This window comes from Campylobacter pinnipediorum subsp. pinnipediorum, assembly GCF_002021925.1.
In the GTDB taxonomy this organism is placed as follows: domain Bacteria; phylum Campylobacterota; class Campylobacteria; order Campylobacterales; family Campylobacteraceae; genus Campylobacter_A; species Campylobacter_A pinnipediorum.
Genome location: NZ_CP012546.1, coordinates 848,315 through 864,913, shown reverse-complemented (window position 1 = coordinate 864,913; position 16,599 = coordinate 848,315). Strand labels below are relative to the sequence as shown.

Below are 16,599 nucleotides of genomic sequence, written 5' to 3'. Positions count from 1 at the left end.
CACTAGAAGAATTGGTAGATAATTCAGCAAATGCCATAAAAAGTCTAACATCAAGAACCGATGAAATATCATCAGTAGTTGGATTAATAAAATATATAGCAGAACAAACAAATTTATTAGCATTAAATTGTTGCAATAGAAACAGCAAGGGCTGGAGAGCATGGAAGAGGATTCGCAGTTGTTGCAGATGAAGTAAAAAAACTTGCTGAAAATACCCAAAAAGCAACGAGCGAAATAAGCATAAGTATACAAACATTGCAGCAAGAAACAACAGAGATTAGCCAAAATTCCGATGAAATTAACAAGATAGCGCAAGAGGCTAACGCAAGTGTTTAAATGTTTAAAAATATATTAAGTAAATTTAATTCTGATGCAGAAACTACAGCAATTACATCAAAATATGTTGAAAATAAAACATTTAGTATAATAGCAAAGATATCACAAATAATACACAAAACTAATTTGTATTCAGATGTAATAAATGAAAATATTCATATTGAAAATTTAGAAAAAATAAACAATGAGTTTGAAAAATAGTATACTGGGGAATGTTATGATAAATTTAAAAATACAAAATCATATAATGCTCTGAAAAATTTGATTTCTGATTTTAATATTAATGTATTAGAAATCTCAGATAATGCAAAAAATGGCTACAATAAATCAAATATAGATCTAATAGCAAATAAATTTTATAGATTGGAAGATATAAGCAATAATATATTTAAAATATACAACCAAATGGTTGATGAATTAAAAGATTAAAACAAAAGAAGGTTTTAAAACCTTCTTTGTAATGATTATAAAAATATACCCTTTATTCCTAAAATCTTAACATTCCATTTCTTTTCTACTATTGTTTTTAAAAAAGAAGGCAATAAACCAGAAAGCTCAAAACCAAACACTTTTGCAACAGAATACTTATGCCCTATAGAACATATAATACCATTACTTCTAAAATTAAATTCTTCATTAAATTCTTCATTAAAAAGAATACTACGAAATTCTCTTGCCAAATAAGCACCCTGCTCACAGGCTATCTGTGCTGTTGGAGGATAGTATCCACCATTTTTTTTGTCTTTAACCGCACTAACATCTCCTATATAAAACATATGCTTACTACCAATAGCTCTTAATTTATCATCTACTTTTACTCTTCCTCTTTCATTTTCTCTATCGCTATCACTTACTATACTAGCACCTTTAACACCAGCTGTCCAAACTATCAAATCAGCATTAAAAGAGCCATTTTCAAAAATAACTTTATTTTTTTCTAAAGATTTTATCTTTGTATCATGTATAACATTTACCCCTAATTCCTCTAACTTATCAGCTGTTTTTTTAGATAACTTCTCGCTAAAAAAAGTTAAAAGTCTAGGAGTTGAGCTAACTAATTTGACTTTAAATTTATCTTGTAATTGTTTAGAAACATTATAAAATTTACATTTTTCTTTTATCATATTAGCACAAGATGCAGCAAACTCTATACCAGTAAGACCACCACCGCATATTACTATCTCCATGCCCTTTTCATTTTCTAAGGCTTGATCAAATTTTAATTTTATCTGTTCACATATTCTAGCAGACTGAGAATAAGAATCTATAAACATCGCATTTGAAATTCCTTCCAAGTTAAAACTCTCTTTTTCAAACCCTGCTGCACAAACCAAATAATCATATTCATAGCTTCCAAATTCAGTAGTGATAACATGATTTTTTTCATCTATATCTGTAACCAATTGTTGTATTATTTTTATCTCGGGGTGTAAAATTTCTCTTAAATCAAACATAATCTTACCGCTCTTTTCAGCAGTTGCAACTTTATGAAGCATTGTTGAATGATAATGATATGAGTTTTTATTTATTATAGTAAAATCACCTTTTTTAAAACACTCCTCATCTAAGCTTTTTAAAAAAGCCATGCCGGCATAACCAGCACCAACAACAATTATTTTTGGTTTTTTCATTATATTTTTTCCTTTAGTTTCATTATTCTTTTATAAGATTTTTTTATTCGTTCTTTTGTAATTTCACCATTTTTTATTGCATCCAAGATACACTCATATACAACATCCCCTACTCTTTTATTTTTGATTTTAAACTCACTAAAAAGCATAATATCCCCACCAGCATTTATAAATTTTATGATTTTTTCCTTTAGTGTGTAATTACCCAATCCGCCCATAAGCATATCATCACTAATAACAACACCATCAAAACCAAGCTCTTTTCTAAGCATTAAATTTATAATTGTATTAGATAAACTTGCTGGATTTTTATCATCTATATTATTAACAAAAATATGACCAACCATTATAGTGTCTATTTTATTTAATCTTATAGCTTCCTTATAAGCAAAAATATCATCTGCAGTTATATTAACGTAAGTTTTCTCTTTGTGTGAGTCCTGTTTTGACCTACCATGACCAGGAAAATGCTTAAAAGTATTGATTATATTAAACTTATGCAATGAATCTGCAAAAATATTTGCATATAAACTTACTTTTTGAGAATTTTGACTATATGCTCTTTCTTTTTGTCCTATTATTTTAGAGTTTACATCATGCAAATCAACAACTGGAGCAAAGTTCATATTTACACCACAATCTTGTAGTTTTTTCGCTAATTTTTCATAAATGATTTTTGCACTATTTATATCAAAATTGGCACCAACTTTATAAGCACTTAAAGTTTTTTCACCAAAACTACTATCAACTAATCTACTAACCTCTCCACCTTCTTCATCTATGGCTACAAGTATATTTTGACGTTCTTGCTTTATTAAATTTATTAGTTTTGTTAATTGGCTTTTGTTTTGTATATTTCTTCCAAACAAAACAACACCACCAAATCTAGGATAATGAAGATCGCTAATCATAATTCTGACATCTTTGTCGCTATATTTTTGGCCATTAAAACCAACCATAATCATCTCAGAAATTTGCTCTCTTAAACCCATTTCTTTTGAATATAAATTTATTAAAAAGCAAAATATAAGAAAAAATCTCATCTACGACCTAGTAGTTTTTCCAAGCTTTCATAAACATCTTTACCATCCAGCATTAAAGAAACTTCATCTGCTATTGGTGTATAAATTCCTTTTTGTTTTGAAATATCACATATTGCATATGAGGTTGCTACACCCTCAGCTACCTCTCCAAGTTCATCTAAAATTTTTTCCAAACTTTCGTTTTTTGCAAGACCTATACCAACTCTATAATTTCTGGACAAAACACTTGAAGCTGTCAAAAAAAGATCCCCTGCTCCACTAAGACCCAAGAAAGTATCTTCTTTTGCGCCAAAAAATTTTCCAAATCTAGTCATTTCAACAAGACCTCTAGATATAAGACTAGCTCTTGCGTTATTGCCAAGACCAAGACCATCACATATACCACCAGCTATTGCTATCACGTTTTTATAGGCTCCGCAAACTTCTGCACCTACTATATCATCTGATGAATATGCTTTCATAAATTTAGGAAAAAAACTGCAAAATTTATCAGCTAATTCTAAATTTGAAGAGCTAACAACCAAAGCACAAGGTAGTTTTTTTTGAACCTCTTTTGCAAAAGTTGGTCCGGATAAAAAAGCTAAATTTGAAGCCGGCACAAACTCTTCATAAATTTCATTTAAAAATCTTTTGCTTTTTATATCTATACCCTTACTAGCTATTAAAATTTTTTGGTCATTAAATTTAAAATTATTTTTAAGCCATTCATGTGTTTTTTGTGTGGGTATAGCAAAAACAAGATAATCACATTTTAAAGCATCTTGTAAATCAACAAAATTTTCTATTGGTTTTTGAGTTCTTGATGTTATATAACACTCATTATTTTCACTAAAAGCGTTAAATAACGCCATACCCCATTTACCAGCTCCTATTACAGCTATTTTCATTTTAAAGCTTTATTTAGCAATTCATTTACTTTAGCTGGGTTAAAAGCACCTTTACCCTCTTTCATAACCTGACCTACAAAAAATCCAAAAAGCTTATCTTTTCCATTTTTGTATTCTAAAACTTTATCTTGGTTTTTATCAAGTATGTTTTTAATAATTTCAACGATTGCACCATCATCACTTACTTGTTTAAGCCCTAATTTATCTATAACTTCATCTACACTTACATCATTTTGCATTAAATAATCAAGCACATCTTTTGCTGCCTTAGCACTTATGGTAGAGTCTTGTATTCTTTTTAAAAGCTCTGCCATTTTTTTGCTATCTACTGGGCTATTTTGTATAGTTAGACCATTTTTTAATCTAGCAAGTAATTCAACAAGTATCCAAGTTACGCAAAGTTTTGGTGATATGTTTTGACTTACAACATCTTCAAAATATCTACTCATCTCAATACTGCTTACTAAATTTAAAGCATCTTCTTCTTTTATCCCGAACTCTTTTTGATATCTTATTACTTTTTCATCTGCTAGCTCTGGTATTTTTATGCATTCGTTATACATCTCATCGCTTATTTCAACAGGAAGCAAATCAGGATCAGGAAAATATCTATATTCAGCACTATCTTCTTTACCACGCATAGAACGAGTTGTTAAATTTACAGTATCAAAAAGCCTTGTTTCTTGATATACCTCTTCATCATAATTGCCATCTTCCCAAGCTATACTTTGGCGCTCTACCTCATAATCTATAGCTTTTTGTATAAATTTAAATGAATTTAGATTTTTAATCTCAACCCTTGTATAAAGTTTTGTATCGCCTTTTGGTCTTATGCTAACATTTGCATCACAACGAAAACTTCCCTCTTGCATATTCGCATCAGAAATATTTAAAAATCTCAGTATTGAGTGAAGTTTTTTAAGATAAGCAACAGCCTCATCAGAACTTCTAAGGTCAGGTTCACTTACTATTTCAAGCAAAGGTGTTCCAGCCCTATTTAAATCAACCAAACTTCTTCCATCTTCATGGATATTTTTACCAGCATCTTCTTCTAAGTGTGCCCTTGTTATACCTATTCTTTTCTTTTCTCCATTTACCTCTATAAAAAGTTCTCCATTTTCAACTATAGGTATCTCAAATTGTGAAATTTGATAAGCCTTTGGCAAATCAGGGTAAAAATAATTTTTTCTATTAAACACAGATTTTTTATTTATAGTAGCATTTACAGCAGCGCCAAAACTTATGGCTTTTCTTACAGCTTCTTTATTTAACACAGGTAAGGCACCAGGTAAAGCTAAACAAGTTGGACATACATGAGTATTTGCCTCATCGCCAAAGCTTGTAGAGCAAGAGCAAAAAATCTTTGTATTAGTATTAAGCTGAGCATGCACCTCAAGTCCAATAATTACTTCAAACATAAACAAAACCTTTTTTTATAAACTTTTAAAATATATAATTACTATTTTATCAATTATTTCTTTGGGATTACATTAATTTATATTAAAAAATAAATTTCATAGATTTTATACATTCAATGAATACGTATTTTTATACATAAAATATTACATATTTATTATATATTTTACGTTTTAATAAAAAAATATTTAAATTTTATTATTATCTTAGTCATATAATTCAAAATCTTAAAAATATTTTAACACAAAGGAATAAATAATGAAAAAAATTGCAATAATATCTATTTTTGCAGCAAGTTTACTATATTCAAATAGTATAACATTTAATGAAGCAGACTCTAATATAAAAAGAATATCTCCAATAGAAAATAGCGAAAATGCTATTTTATCATATCATGATTCTATCGTAAATGCCAAAAAATCTGTTGTAAATATATCTACTACAAAAACTATTCGTTCATCTCAAAATGGCATAGAAGAAATGTTTAATGATCCATTCTTTAAAGAATTTTTTGGTTTTAACTTTGGAATACCCTATGAAAGAAAACAAAAAAGCTCATCTCTTGGTTCGGGTGTTATAATATCAAAAGATGGCTATATAGTAACAAATAATCATGTTATAGAAGATAGCGATGAAATAATAGTAACCCTACCTGAAAATCACAAGGATTATAAAGCAAAGATTATAGGCACTGATTCAAAAACCGATTTGGCTGTTATAAAAATAGAAGATAACAATTTAAATGCCATAAAAATAGCTGACTCTTCTAAAATTCTTGAAGGCGATGTTGTGTTTGCCATAGGCAATCCTTTTGGTGTTGGAAGTAGTATAACAAGAGGTATAATCTCGGCCTTAAACAAAAACAATATAGGTCTAAATCAATATGAAAATTTCATACAAACAGACGCATCTATAAATCCTGGAAACTCAGGAGGAGCTTTGGTTGATAGCAGAGGTGCTTTAATAGGAATTAACTCAGCAATATTATCAAGAGGAGGTGATAGTAGTGGTATAGGTTTTGCCATCCCATCTAGTATGGTCAAAAATGTAGCACAAAAATTAATCAGTGATGGAAAAATTGAGCGTGGTTACATAGGTGTAATGATAGCAAATTTAACAGAAGATCAAAAAGAGCTATATAAAAATAAAGAAGGTGCTTTAATAAGCAGTGTTGAAAAAGATTTTCCAGCCGATAAAGCAGGTATAAAAAGAGGTGATTTAATAATTGCCATAAATGATAAAGATATAAAAAGCGCAAATGATTTAAAAAATGCAATAGGCTCAATAGCTCCAAATACAGAAGTAAGCGTAACTTATGAGAGAAGCAAAAAAATATCTAAAACAAAAATGAAATTGGCAAATATGAGCCTCAATGCTTCAAATGCAAAAGATATACAAAGCATAGAAGGACTTAGTGTCTCTAACATAAATGATGAATTAAAAAGAAGATATAAATTAAATTCAGATATCACAGGCATTTTGGTTACAGATGTAAAACAAAAATCAAAAGCTAGTGATATAGGCTTTCTCAGAGGCGATATTATTGTTCAAGTTGGAGAAGATATAATAAAAGATATAGATAGCTTTACAAAAGCTATAAAATCAACAAATGGACAAAAAACATTGGTATGGGTAAATAGAAACTCTATAATGCAAGGTCTTGTTATAAAATAGCTTGATAAATAAATTTAAATTTTAAAGGACAAAAATGAAAAAATTACTTTTAGCAGCAGCTTTTGTAGCTAGTGTTTTTGGTGCGGATATAATAAAGCCATATAGCAATGATTTTAGATTTAGCGCCGAGGAGATGAACGATATAGCAAACAAATCTAGACTTGCTTGGAGAATTTTTTATAAAAAACCTAGCGAAGGCAAAGATGCAGCTTGGTTTGATGCTGTAAAAAAAGGCGACCTTGAAACAGTTAAAAAAATGGTAAAAAATGGACAAGATTTAGAGGTAAAAGATGAAGCAAGCTTGGGGCAAACAGCTCTTGGCTGGGCTGCTTTTATAGGATATGAAGACATAGTTGATTATCTTATCTCTAATGGTGCTAGCTTGTTTGCAACAGATAGAGGCGATGTATATAATGTATTCAAATCAGCAGTTCTTGGAAAGAATGTAAACATAGTAAAAAAGGTTTACGGCAATCTTTCGCCATATGATTTAAATGATCAAACAGTTGAAAGTGATGGCGAAACCTTGGTTATGGTAGCAGCTAGTAACAACCGCTTAGATGTAGTTAAGTTCTTAATAAGCAAGGGTGCAAAATTAAACTACACAACAACAACCAAAGATAAAAAGTTAGGTTCTTATAACCAAAGTGCTTTGTCTTATGCTTGTTCTAGAAATCTACCTGATATGATAAAACTACTTGTAGATAATGGTGCAATAAACCACAAAACAGGCAAGGCTACTTGCGAATAAATTATAAATTTAAGCGGGATTTTTATCTCGCTTTAGCTCCTCTTATAGCAAATAAAATAACAATTATAAATAAATATATTTTTAATTAACTTTAGTAATAACTTTGCAAATTAAATTTTTTTCGCTAAAATCAAAAATTTAATTTTAAACAAAAGGTGAGAATCATGGAAAAATTCTCTAAAATCGGCTATATATTAGCCGTTGCGGGTTCAGCTGTAGGTCTTGGAAATGCTTGGAAATTTCCTTATATGGTAGGACAAAATGGTGGTTCAGCATTTATTTTGCTTTATCTTGGTATTTGTTTTATAGTAGGTGTGCCTATCTTTTTAGCTGAAATGAGCATTGGTAAGCTTAGTGAGAGTGACGCTCCAACAGGCTTTGCAAAACTAGCACATAAAAACAAAAAACTATGGAGCTATGTTGGTATGATAGGTATGCTTAGTGCTTATTTAATTTCTAGCTTTTATATTGTTATTATCGGTTGGATTTTATACTATGTTATATTGTCATTTGGGATATTACCATCTGACATAGAGGCATCAAAAGGTCTATTTTTAGGTTTTATAGGCGGAAAAGAAAATGTAGTAGCTCAAATAGCTTGCTTTTTGGCAATATTTACACTTTGCATGTTTATACTTAGTCGTGGTGTTAAAAGCGGTATAGAAAAGCTAAATGTATGGATGATGCCAAGCTTATTTGTGCTGCTTTTAATTATGCTTGCGTATTCAATAACTATGAACGGCTTTGGTGATTCGGCAAAGTTTTTACTTGTTCCTGATTTTAGTAAAATTGATTTTAAAGTACTTCTTGATGCGATGGGTCTTGCATTTTGGACTCTTTCTATCGGACTTGCTGTTATTATCACATATTCGGCTAGCATAAATGACAAAACAAACCTTGCTAGTTCAGCACTTAGTGTTCTTTTTATAAATATATTACTTGGTATGATGATAGGTCTTATTATATTTACTTTCATCTTTGAATTTGGTGCTACTCCAGCGCAAGGTCCTGGTCTTGTATTTATATCTTTACCTACACTTTTTGCTAAACTCGGTGTGCTTGGAAATGTTTTGGCTGTAGCATTTTTCATAGCTCTAGCCTTTGCTGGTATCACATCAGCTGTTTCCATCATAGAACCATTTACATTTTATCTAGTTCGCCATTTTAATATAAGCCGAACAAAGGCACTTGCATTTTTAGGTAGTGGTATTTTATTACTTGGTGTACTATCTCTTTTATCAAATGTAGGTGGCATGGGGCTTGACAAAAAAATATTTTTAGATAAAAATTTCTTTGATGTTATGGACTTTATTACAGGAAATATCATGATGCCACTTGCTGGTATAGGTGTTGCTGTATTTGTTGGTTTTGTAATGAAAAGAAAGACACTTGAAGAGTTGTTTTTAAATTATATGAATCGCCCAGTATTTGAAGTATGGTATTTTTTAATTAAATTTATAACTCCGCTATGTGTTTTTGCAATTATGATAAATACTTTATTTTTTACATAAGTTTAAGGGGCAAAGCCCCTTTTTTTTGTTTAAGCTAATTGTCTTGAAGTTTTGTGAAATAGAGTAAATGCTATAAATATAAAAGCAAGAACACAAGAGATAATCAAAGTATAAAAACCTCCATCCCAGCCATACAAATCAACAACCTTGCCCATAACATAACCAGCACTTGCAGAACCTAGAAAATATCCAAATAGACCTGTAAGACCTGTAGCTGTTCCTGTTGCAACTCTAGGTACCAAATCAGCCGCTTGAAGCCCTATCATCATAACTGGACCATATATCAAAAATCCAATAGCTATAAGGCAAATGTTATCAACAAGAGGATTTCCAGCTGGATTTTTCCAATATATAATAACAGCTATTAAAACACCAACTAAAAACAAAAGCATAGGTGGTGCTCTATGTCCTTTAAATACTTTATCACTCATATACCCACTTGCAAGCATACCAAAAATTCCAGCATACTCATAAAGAAAATATGCCCAACTTTGCTTATCAAAACTAAAATGTTTAACCTCTTTTAGATAAGTTGGTGCCCAATCAATTATTCCATATCTTATAAAATACACAAAGGCATTTGCTATGGCTATTGACCATAAGAATTTATTATTTAAAACATATTTGAAAAATATATCACTTGCGCTTAATTCATGTGCTCCAGCAACTTTTTGGATGTGTTTTTCGCCTTTATATTCCTCAACACTAGGAAGCCCTTCACTCTCAGGAGTGTCTTTCATAAAATAAAAACAAATAAAAGCAAGCACAATAGCAATCAAAGCCGGTAAATAAAATAAAGAGTGCCAAGTACCAAAAATAGCCACACCCAATATAGCTAGTGGTCCTATAAGTCCACCACCTAAATTATGGCTAACATTCCACCAACTCCACCATACTCCACGCTCACCAGTGCTAAACCAGTTAGTCATAGTCTTTGCACCAGGAGGATAACCCATACCTTGAAACCAACCATTAAAAGCAGCCAAGATAACCATAAGAGTGATGCTAGAAAGCACACCTGGAACTAAACCAAAAATAAGACTAACAGCGGCTGAACCAAGCAAGCCAGCAACTAAGAAGTATTTTGGATTTGATCTATCAGAGATATTTCCCATTATAAATTTACTAAAGCCATAAGCAAAACTAAGTGCAACACCAACTATACCAAGTTGTGCTTTTGTAAAGCCATATTCTTCTATCAAATGAGGAATAGCAAGGCTAAAGTTTTTACGGATAAGATAATAAGCAGCATAGCCAATAAAAACACCAGCAAACACTTGCCATCTTAACTTTTTATAAGTGCTATCAATCTTATCCGCACTAACCTTCTCTTCTTTTGGTAAAGAAGCCTTAAAAAACGAGAACATAAATTCCCTCCTTATCTTTAAAATTTTAAAAACATACAAATTTATTATAATTATTTAGCAATCAAATTAACAATTTCTTTTACAACATTAGCTGATGCTAGTAAAGATTTTATAGGCAAATACTCATAAATAGAGTGAAAATTGTGAGCACCTGTAAATAAATTTGGACAAGGTATACCCTTTTCAGATATAATAGCACCATCATAACCGCCTCTCATAGGTTTTATAATAGGCTTGATATTTAAATTTTCAAATGCCTTTTTAGCATATTTTATAGCTGGTGCTTCTTCATTTTTTAGATAGTTATATACATTTTTATATCTATCATTTAAAACTATTTTTACTCTATTGTCCCAAATTTTATTAAGACCATCTGCTATATCTTGTAAAAATTGCATTCTTTGAGTGTATTTTACATCATCAAATTCTCTAACATCTATTTTAAGAACTGTTTTAGCACTATTTCCACTAAGTTCTTTTACCCAAAAATATCCTTCTTTATTTTCTGTATATTCAGGTGCTTCGCCATTAGGCAATAAAGATATAAATTTATGAGCCATCAAAAGAGAGTTTATAAGCTTTCCTTTTGCATTCATAGGATGAGCAGAAGCTCCTGTAAAAGTTACTATACAATCTCCAGCATTCCAGTTTTCATATATAAACTCACCAATCCCACAACAATCCAAACAATATCCAAAATCAGCCCCTACACTACTTGCATCTAAGGCTTTAGCTCCCCTTAAACCCTGCTCTTCATCAGGTAAAAAACAAGCTATAATCTCACCGTGCTTTATCTCTGGATTTGAGATAAAATACTCAAGCATATTTACTATACTAGCAATAGCCGCCTTATCATCTGCGCCAAGCAAACTAGTTCCATCAGTAACTATAATATCATCATCTATATAATCTTTTAGTTCAGGAAATTCACTTTGTTTTAGATAGATACCAAGCTCTTTGTTTAAGCAAATATCACCGCCTTTATAGCTTACTATCCTGGCTTTTGTATCGTTTTGCTGTTCGGCACTTGTATCAAGATGAGCAAAAAATGCCACACTTGGAACTTTTTTATCTAAATTTGAAGGTAATTTAGCTACTAAAATAGCCTTTTCATTTAGACTTATATCTTTTATCCCAAGCTCTTCAAGCTCTGTTTTGATAAATTTTGCAAGCTCCATCTCTTTTGGATTAGAAGGCATTATGCCATCTAATCCATTTTGTCTATTTGTTGTTGTATTAATTTTTGTATAGTTTAAAAATCTATCAACTATATACATAATTCAATCCTTAATTTTACAATATAAAAAATGCTATAACTGCAACAGATAAAAACATACCTAAAAATGTTCTTTTTGCTATTCCTATAGGATTTACACCAGCTATACCAGCACATACTATACAAGCACCAGCTATAGGAGAAGCAGACCTACCGAGTGATCCAGCTATAGCAGCAGCCATACCAAGACTTGCTTGATCCATACCCAAATCAGCAGCATGAACTGTAACAGCTTGATTAAATGCAAAAGTCGCAGCATCACCCGAACCTGTTACAACACCCATTAAAAACGGTATAAAAGTGCCTCCAAATTTCACATAGCCTTGTTCAGCCTTTAAAAACTCTATAACAAGGTCAATAGCACCACAAGCCTTAAGTCCAGCAACAAAAACACCAGCTGATATAATAATACCCATAACATCAGCATAAGCACTACCCATACCATTAAAAAACTCTTTTGTTATCTTTTGTGGATTTGTTAAAGTTACAATTATAGTAACAATAACACCAAGCAACATTGCCTCAGCCACACCCATTTTTGTCCAAGCAAGGAAAGGATACTCTTTTAAGCTTGTTCCACCAATAACCAAAACAACAAGTGGCACCAAAGGCATTAAAGCATACAAATAATTTACACTTTCATCATCTTGTTTTGTTTGTGAAACTTCATTTGCAGAAAGTGAAAAATTTTGTCCTCTTTGATAGTCTTTAAATAACAAAGCAACTATTGTTATAGCTATAAGAACAACTATAAGAGAAGTTATAGCACTTGGAAACTGAACTTTAATAATCTCTTGAACTGTAAATTCAGGATTTGTCTTTTTTACTAGGTCTGTAACAAAAATATTGTGTGCTGAACCAGGGCTTAAAACACCGCCAAAAGTTCCGGCAAAGACAGAAGCCGCTGCCATCTCAGGCTTTATACCGGCTGACATTAAAAGCGGTATCAAAGTAGCACCAACAGCTGCTGAACAACCAGCCGCAGAAGGTATAGCTATATTTATAAAGTAAGTAACAGTTATGGTTATAGGGATTAAGAAAAATCCAACATTTTTGAGCGGACTGGTTAAAAGCCTAACCAAATGCTTATCACATTTTGTGTATTTCATAACAAAAGCAAAGCCCATACTAGCACATATTGCCTTTATAAGACCAGCCTTTGCCATATTAGCAGTAAATGCACCAAAAGCATCCATTGGTTTAAGAGAAAGTATACATAAAAGTAGACCAACACCTATTAAAACCGTTTTTGTTTCATACTTTTTAACAAGCAAAACAACAACAGCAACTATACCCAGTAAGGCAAAAATAATTTTTAAATTTTCCACAAAATTCCTTTATATTTTGATTTTATCGCCTACTTTTATAAAAGTATTCTCTTTTTTATACTCAAATTTAATCAAATCAGCATAGCCTATAACTTCGGCTTCGTTATCATTTATTAAAAGTCCGGTTCCCTCTGGCATAGCATATACGGTGCTATTTTGATTTACTATCAAAAACTCTTCCAAACGCTCTTCCCTACTCTCTCCATTATGTCCTTGTATCTTACCACTTATGAAGTGTGGGTTTATCTGATAAGGAAAAATATTTAAAGCGTCAAATGATTTTGGCATTATTATTGGCATATCATTTGTAGTCATCATGCTGCTACCAGCTATATTTGCACCAGCAGACCAACCAAAATACAAACAACCATCATTTACAGCTTGTTTTATAGCATCTATTAGGTTAAGTTTGTAAAGATAGCGCATTAAAACAAAGGTGTTTCCGCCACCAACGGCTATTGTTTTTGCATTTTTTATAGCAGATATTTTGTCATCATATCTATGTATGGATTTGATATTTTTATTTTCCAAGCAAGTTATAACTTTTTGTTCGTATTCTTCGTTATTTCTTCTTACACCGGCATAAGGTATAAATAAAATTTCATCATCCTTTGCACTGCCCAAAAAGTCATTTATCCAGCCCTTACTATGGTTTAAATAACCAGTATCTTTATAACTTGACGCACTTAAAAGTAAAGCTTTTTTCATATTTTATCCTTTATCGTGAATTCCATTTGTTTTATAAATGGCTCTTAAAAACACATCTATTCCAACTAACAAAGAGTCTTCATCAAAATCAAATTTATAATTATGATGTCCTGCGGCAAGTGTAGTTCCTATCATAAGATATCCGCTTTTTCCACCACTTTTTTGCACGCTTTGCATAAAATGAGCAAAATCTTCACAAGCACCAAAATCAAGTTTTTGAACTATTTTTTCATTTTGAACAAAAGGTGACTGCTTAGCGCACTCTTCATAAAGATATGTCACTTCATCATTACTATCGCCACCAGAAGTTCCACCTGTATGTATAATCTCATAATCAACACCGTAAGCCAAGCAAACACCTTTTACTATATCAAAAGATTTTGCTTTCATAAACTCATTAAGCTCTGTTGTCTCTCCCCTTGTTTCACAGGCAAGATAGGCATTTGGAGCTATTACGTTTCTTCCCTCTCCAGCTTTCAAAACACCGACATTCACCCTTGTAACACCATCGCTATGTCTTGTTATACCGTGCATATTTAAAGCTATTTGAGCTGCGGCAAGCAAAGCATTTGCTCCATCTTGTGGTGCACCGGCTGCATGTGCAGAACGACCTTTTAAAACTATATCAAATTTACTTGTGGCGAGGAATTTATTGGTTCCGCATATTATGCCACCCATATCTTTTGCTTGAAATCCTATATGTCCGCCAAACAAATAATCAACACCATCTAAAATACCGGTTGGCTCCATGCCAACAGCTCCCCTAGTGCCTTCTTCTGCTGTTTGAAATATAAATCTAAATTTGCCATTAAAATCATTTAAATTTTCAGATATAAGCTTTGCTAATAACAACCCTATCGTAATATGACCATCATGTCCGCAAGCGTGAGTTATGCCATTTATATCCGAGCTAAAACCATCTACAAAAGGTCTATGATCGCTATCCTTACTCTCCGTAACATCAACCCCATCTATATCAAATCTAAAAGCGATAAACTTACCATCTCTGCCGGTATCTATATCAGCAACCAAACCAGTTAGCCCATCTTCCATAATATCTAGAAATTTACTTTGTTCTTCATTTAACAAGCTTTTTGCTCTTTGTATAGCTTGTTTGCAATTTTCATCACTACCAAGCCCAGCTCTTTGTTCTGGCACGATAATATCTCGTCCCATTTTTAGTTTATATCCAAGCTTACTCATCTTATCAGCTATAACAGCCGTTGTAAAAAAGGTAAACCAACCAGTTTCTGGATGAGAGTGAAAAAATCTTCTACACTTGATACTCTCATCCTTTAAATTTAAGACTTTTTTAGATATGTCATCCATTTTATTTACCCTCTCCTTTTTTTAAGATCTTTTTTGCTATGAATTAGCCAAATCAAGAATAGTATGGGCTAATAATTCAGTGCCTTTAAAAGCATCATTAAAATTTATATCCTCATTTACATTATGACTTATACCATCTTTGCAAGGTATAAATATCATACCAACAAAATCAGCTATACCTTTCATATGCATAGCATCATGCCCCGCCCCACTTGGTAATACGAGAGTTTTTATTTTTAATTTTTCTGCTTGTTCTTTCATTAATTTTATTATTTTTTCATCTAAAACAACTGGTCTATCTTTTGTGAGTTGCAAAAGTTCAAAATCACAAGCCCTATTTTTACAAATTTCTGCTATACTACTGTAAATTTCACTATCAAGTTTTTCTAACTGCAAATCATCTATATCTCTTATATCTATATCCAAAACACACTCTTGTGGTATAACATTTAAAACACCAGGAAAAGTTTTTATATACCCAACAGTAGCTACAGATGTTTTATGTGCTTTTGAAAGTTTTTCTATATTTAAAATTATTTCACTAGAACAAACCAAAGCATCTTTTCTCATATTCATAGGAGTTGCACCACTATGGTCAGCCTTTCCTTTGACTTTTAGCTCATATCTTATAGGAGCTGCAATACCACTAACCAAACCGACAGGAATATTATATTTTTCAAGAACTGGACCTTGTTCTATGTGAAGCTCTAGGTATGCTAGGTATGTGCCATTTTTTAAAATGCACTCTTGTAAATTTTCTGGATTTAAATCAAAATCTTTCATGGCATCAAAAACACTTATACCATTATCATCTTTTAAGTCTTTAAGCTTTGATGTATCTAGTTTTGAGCTTATTATTTTACTACCTATAGTAGCCATTTTAAATCTACTTGACTCTTCACAAACAAAAACAATAAGTTCTAGTGGTCTTTTTAGCTCAAGACCACTCTTTTTTATGCTTCTTATGGCTTCGAGTCCAGACATAACACCCAATGTTCCATCATAAAAACCACCATTTGGAACGCTATCTATATGAGAACCAACACTAATTGCGGATAAATTTGGCTCTTTTACATCATCAAACCTAGCGTATATATTTCCAACATTATCAATTTTTATTTTAAGTCCGGATTGTTTTATAAGCTTAATAAGATATTCCCTAGCATCTTTATCTTCATTACTAAAAGCTAAACGAGTAATTCCTTTATCTTTTAAAGCACCAAATCTAGATATTTCTTGAAACTCTTCTTTAAGTCGTTTTGTATTTATCATAAAGGAATCCTTGTGATTTAAAATCAAAATAATCTAAAATAAACAAACTAGAAATTTGATTTTATAAAAT

The 16,599-nt window shown here is 31.5% G+C and carries 15 protein-coding genes and 1 pseudogene; 6 read left to right on the top strand and 10 right to left on the bottom strand.

Annotation, left to right across the window (positions count from 1 at the left end; translation table 11 throughout):
• Positions 1 to 86: 86 nt before the first annotated feature.
• The 3 genes and pseudogenes from CPIN17260_RS09580 to CPIN17260_RS09150 form a co-directional block, all read left to right on the top strand.
• Positions 87 to 265: pseudogene (locus tag CPIN17260_RS09580) on the top strand (methyl-accepting chemotaxis protein); the annotation flags it as partial.
• A 71-nt stretch (positions 266 to 336) separates the two neighbouring features.
• The gene (locus tag CPIN17260_RS09155) at positions 337 to 537 is read left to right on the top strand and encodes a hypothetical protein (protein ID WP_141080369.1); all 201 of its coding nucleotides are present in this window, start codon (positions 337 to 339) and stop codon (positions 535 to 537) included.
• A 60-nt stretch (positions 538 to 597) separates the two neighbouring features.
• Entirely contained in the window at positions 598 to 765 is a 168-nt protein-coding gene (locus CPIN17260_RS09150) for a hypothetical protein (protein ID WP_157887333.1), read from the top strand.
• 35 nt (positions 766 to 800) lie between these two features.
• Here the strand turns inward: CPIN17260_RS09150 and CPIN17260_RS04400 are convergent, their stop codons facing one another.
• Genes CPIN17260_RS04400 through gatB form a run of 4 tightly spaced genes read right to left on the bottom strand, consistent with a single transcriptional unit; the run spans position 801 to position 5,315 of the window.
• On the bottom strand, positions 801 to 1,967 hold the full coding sequence (locus CPIN17260_RS04400; protein ID WP_069636869.1) for an NAD(P)/FAD-dependent oxidoreductase: 1,167 nt from the start codon (positions 1,965 to 1,967) through the stop codon (positions 801 to 803).
• On the bottom strand, positions 1,967 to 3,010 hold the full coding sequence (locus tag CPIN17260_RS04395; RefSeq protein WP_069636868.1) for a glycoside hydrolase family 3 N-terminal domain-containing protein: 1,044 nt from the start codon (positions 3,008 to 3,010) through the stop codon (positions 1,967 to 1,969). Before CPIN17260_RS04395 ends, CPIN17260_RS04400 begins: the two co-directional genes overlap by 1 nt.
• Positions 3,007 to 3,897, bottom strand: a complete 891-nt coding sequence (locus CPIN17260_RS04390) for an NAD(P)H-dependent glycerol-3-phosphate dehydrogenase (RefSeq protein ID WP_078415467.1) — start codon at positions 3,895 to 3,897, stop codon at positions 3,007 to 3,009. Before CPIN17260_RS04390 ends, CPIN17260_RS04395 begins: the two co-directional genes overlap by 4 nt.
• Entirely contained in the window at positions 3,894 to 5,315 is a 1,422-nt protein-coding gene (gene gatB, locus CPIN17260_RS04385) for an Asp-tRNA(Asn)/Glu-tRNA(Gln) amidotransferase subunit GatB (protein WP_078397876.1), read from the bottom strand. The genes CPIN17260_RS04390 and gatB overlap by 4 nt, the downstream gene beginning before the upstream one ends.
• 256 nt (positions 5,316 to 5,571) lie before the next feature.
• Between gatB and CPIN17260_RS04380 the strand changes: the two genes are divergently transcribed.
• The 3 genes from CPIN17260_RS04380 to CPIN17260_RS04370 all read left to right on the top strand — a co-directional run bounded on the left by CPIN17260_RS04380 (position 5,572) and on the right by CPIN17260_RS04370 (position 9,249).
• Positions 5,572 to 6,987 (top strand): Do family serine endopeptidase, encoded by a 1,416-nt coding sequence (locus tag CPIN17260_RS04380; RefSeq protein WP_069632124.1) that lies wholly within the window; start codon positions 5,572 to 5,574, stop codon positions 6,985 to 6,987.
• A 34-nt stretch (positions 6,988 to 7,021) separates the two neighbouring features.
• Positions 7,022 to 7,738 carry an ankyrin repeat domain-containing protein gene (locus CPIN17260_RS04375; RefSeq protein ID WP_078440618.1) on the top strand — a complete coding sequence of 239 codons (717 nt, stop codon included), beginning with the start codon at positions 7,022 to 7,024 and terminating at the stop codon, positions 7,736 to 7,738.
• A gap of 164 nt (positions 7,739 to 7,902) precedes the next feature.
• Positions 7,903 to 9,249, top strand: coding sequence for a sodium-dependent transporter (locus tag CPIN17260_RS04370; RefSeq protein WP_078440617.1), 1,347 nt, complete (start codon positions 7,903 to 7,905; stop codon positions 9,247 to 9,249).
• 29 nt (positions 9,250 to 9,278) lie between these two features.
• Here CPIN17260_RS04370 and pgtP read toward each other — a convergent pair whose 3' ends face one another.
• Genes pgtP through CPIN17260_RS04340 form a run of 6 tightly spaced genes read right to left on the bottom strand, consistent with a single transcriptional unit; the run spans position 9,279 to position 16,529 of the window.
• Entirely contained in the window at positions 9,279 to 10,616 is a 1,338-nt protein-coding gene (gene pgtP / locus CPIN17260_RS04365) for a phosphoglycerate transporter protein PgtP (RefSeq protein ID WP_078440616.1), read from the bottom strand.
• Between the two features lie 50 nt (positions 10,617 to 10,666).
• Complete coding sequence (gene pepT / locus CPIN17260_RS04360; protein WP_078440615.1) at positions 10,667 to 11,893, bottom strand: peptidase T; 1,227 nt, start codon at positions 11,891 to 11,893, stop codon at positions 10,667 to 10,669.
• 16 nt (positions 11,894 to 11,909) lie between these two features.
• Positions 11,910 to 13,220, bottom strand: coding sequence for a C4-dicarboxylate transporter DcuC (gene dcuC, locus CPIN17260_RS04355; protein ID WP_078440614.1), 1,311 nt, complete (start codon positions 13,218 to 13,220; stop codon positions 11,910 to 11,912).
• A 9-nt stretch (positions 13,221 to 13,229) separates the two neighbouring features.
• On the bottom strand, positions 13,230 to 13,928 hold the full coding sequence (gene pepE / locus CPIN17260_RS04350; protein ID WP_078415460.1) for a dipeptidase PepE: 699 nt from the start codon (positions 13,926 to 13,928) through the stop codon (positions 13,230 to 13,232).
• A gap of 3 nt (positions 13,929 to 13,931) precedes the next feature.
• Complete coding sequence (locus CPIN17260_RS04345; protein WP_078415459.1) at positions 13,932 to 15,257, bottom strand: amidohydrolase; 1,326 nt, start codon at positions 15,255 to 15,257, stop codon at positions 13,932 to 13,934.
• Positions 15,258 to 15,293: 36 nt separating this feature from the next.
• The gene (locus CPIN17260_RS04340) at positions 15,294 to 16,529 is read right to left on the bottom strand and encodes a M20 family metallo-hydrolase (protein ID WP_078415458.1); all 1,236 of its coding nucleotides are present in this window, start codon (positions 16,527 to 16,529) and stop codon (positions 15,294 to 15,296) included.
• Positions 16,530 to 16,599 lie beyond the last annotated feature (70 nt).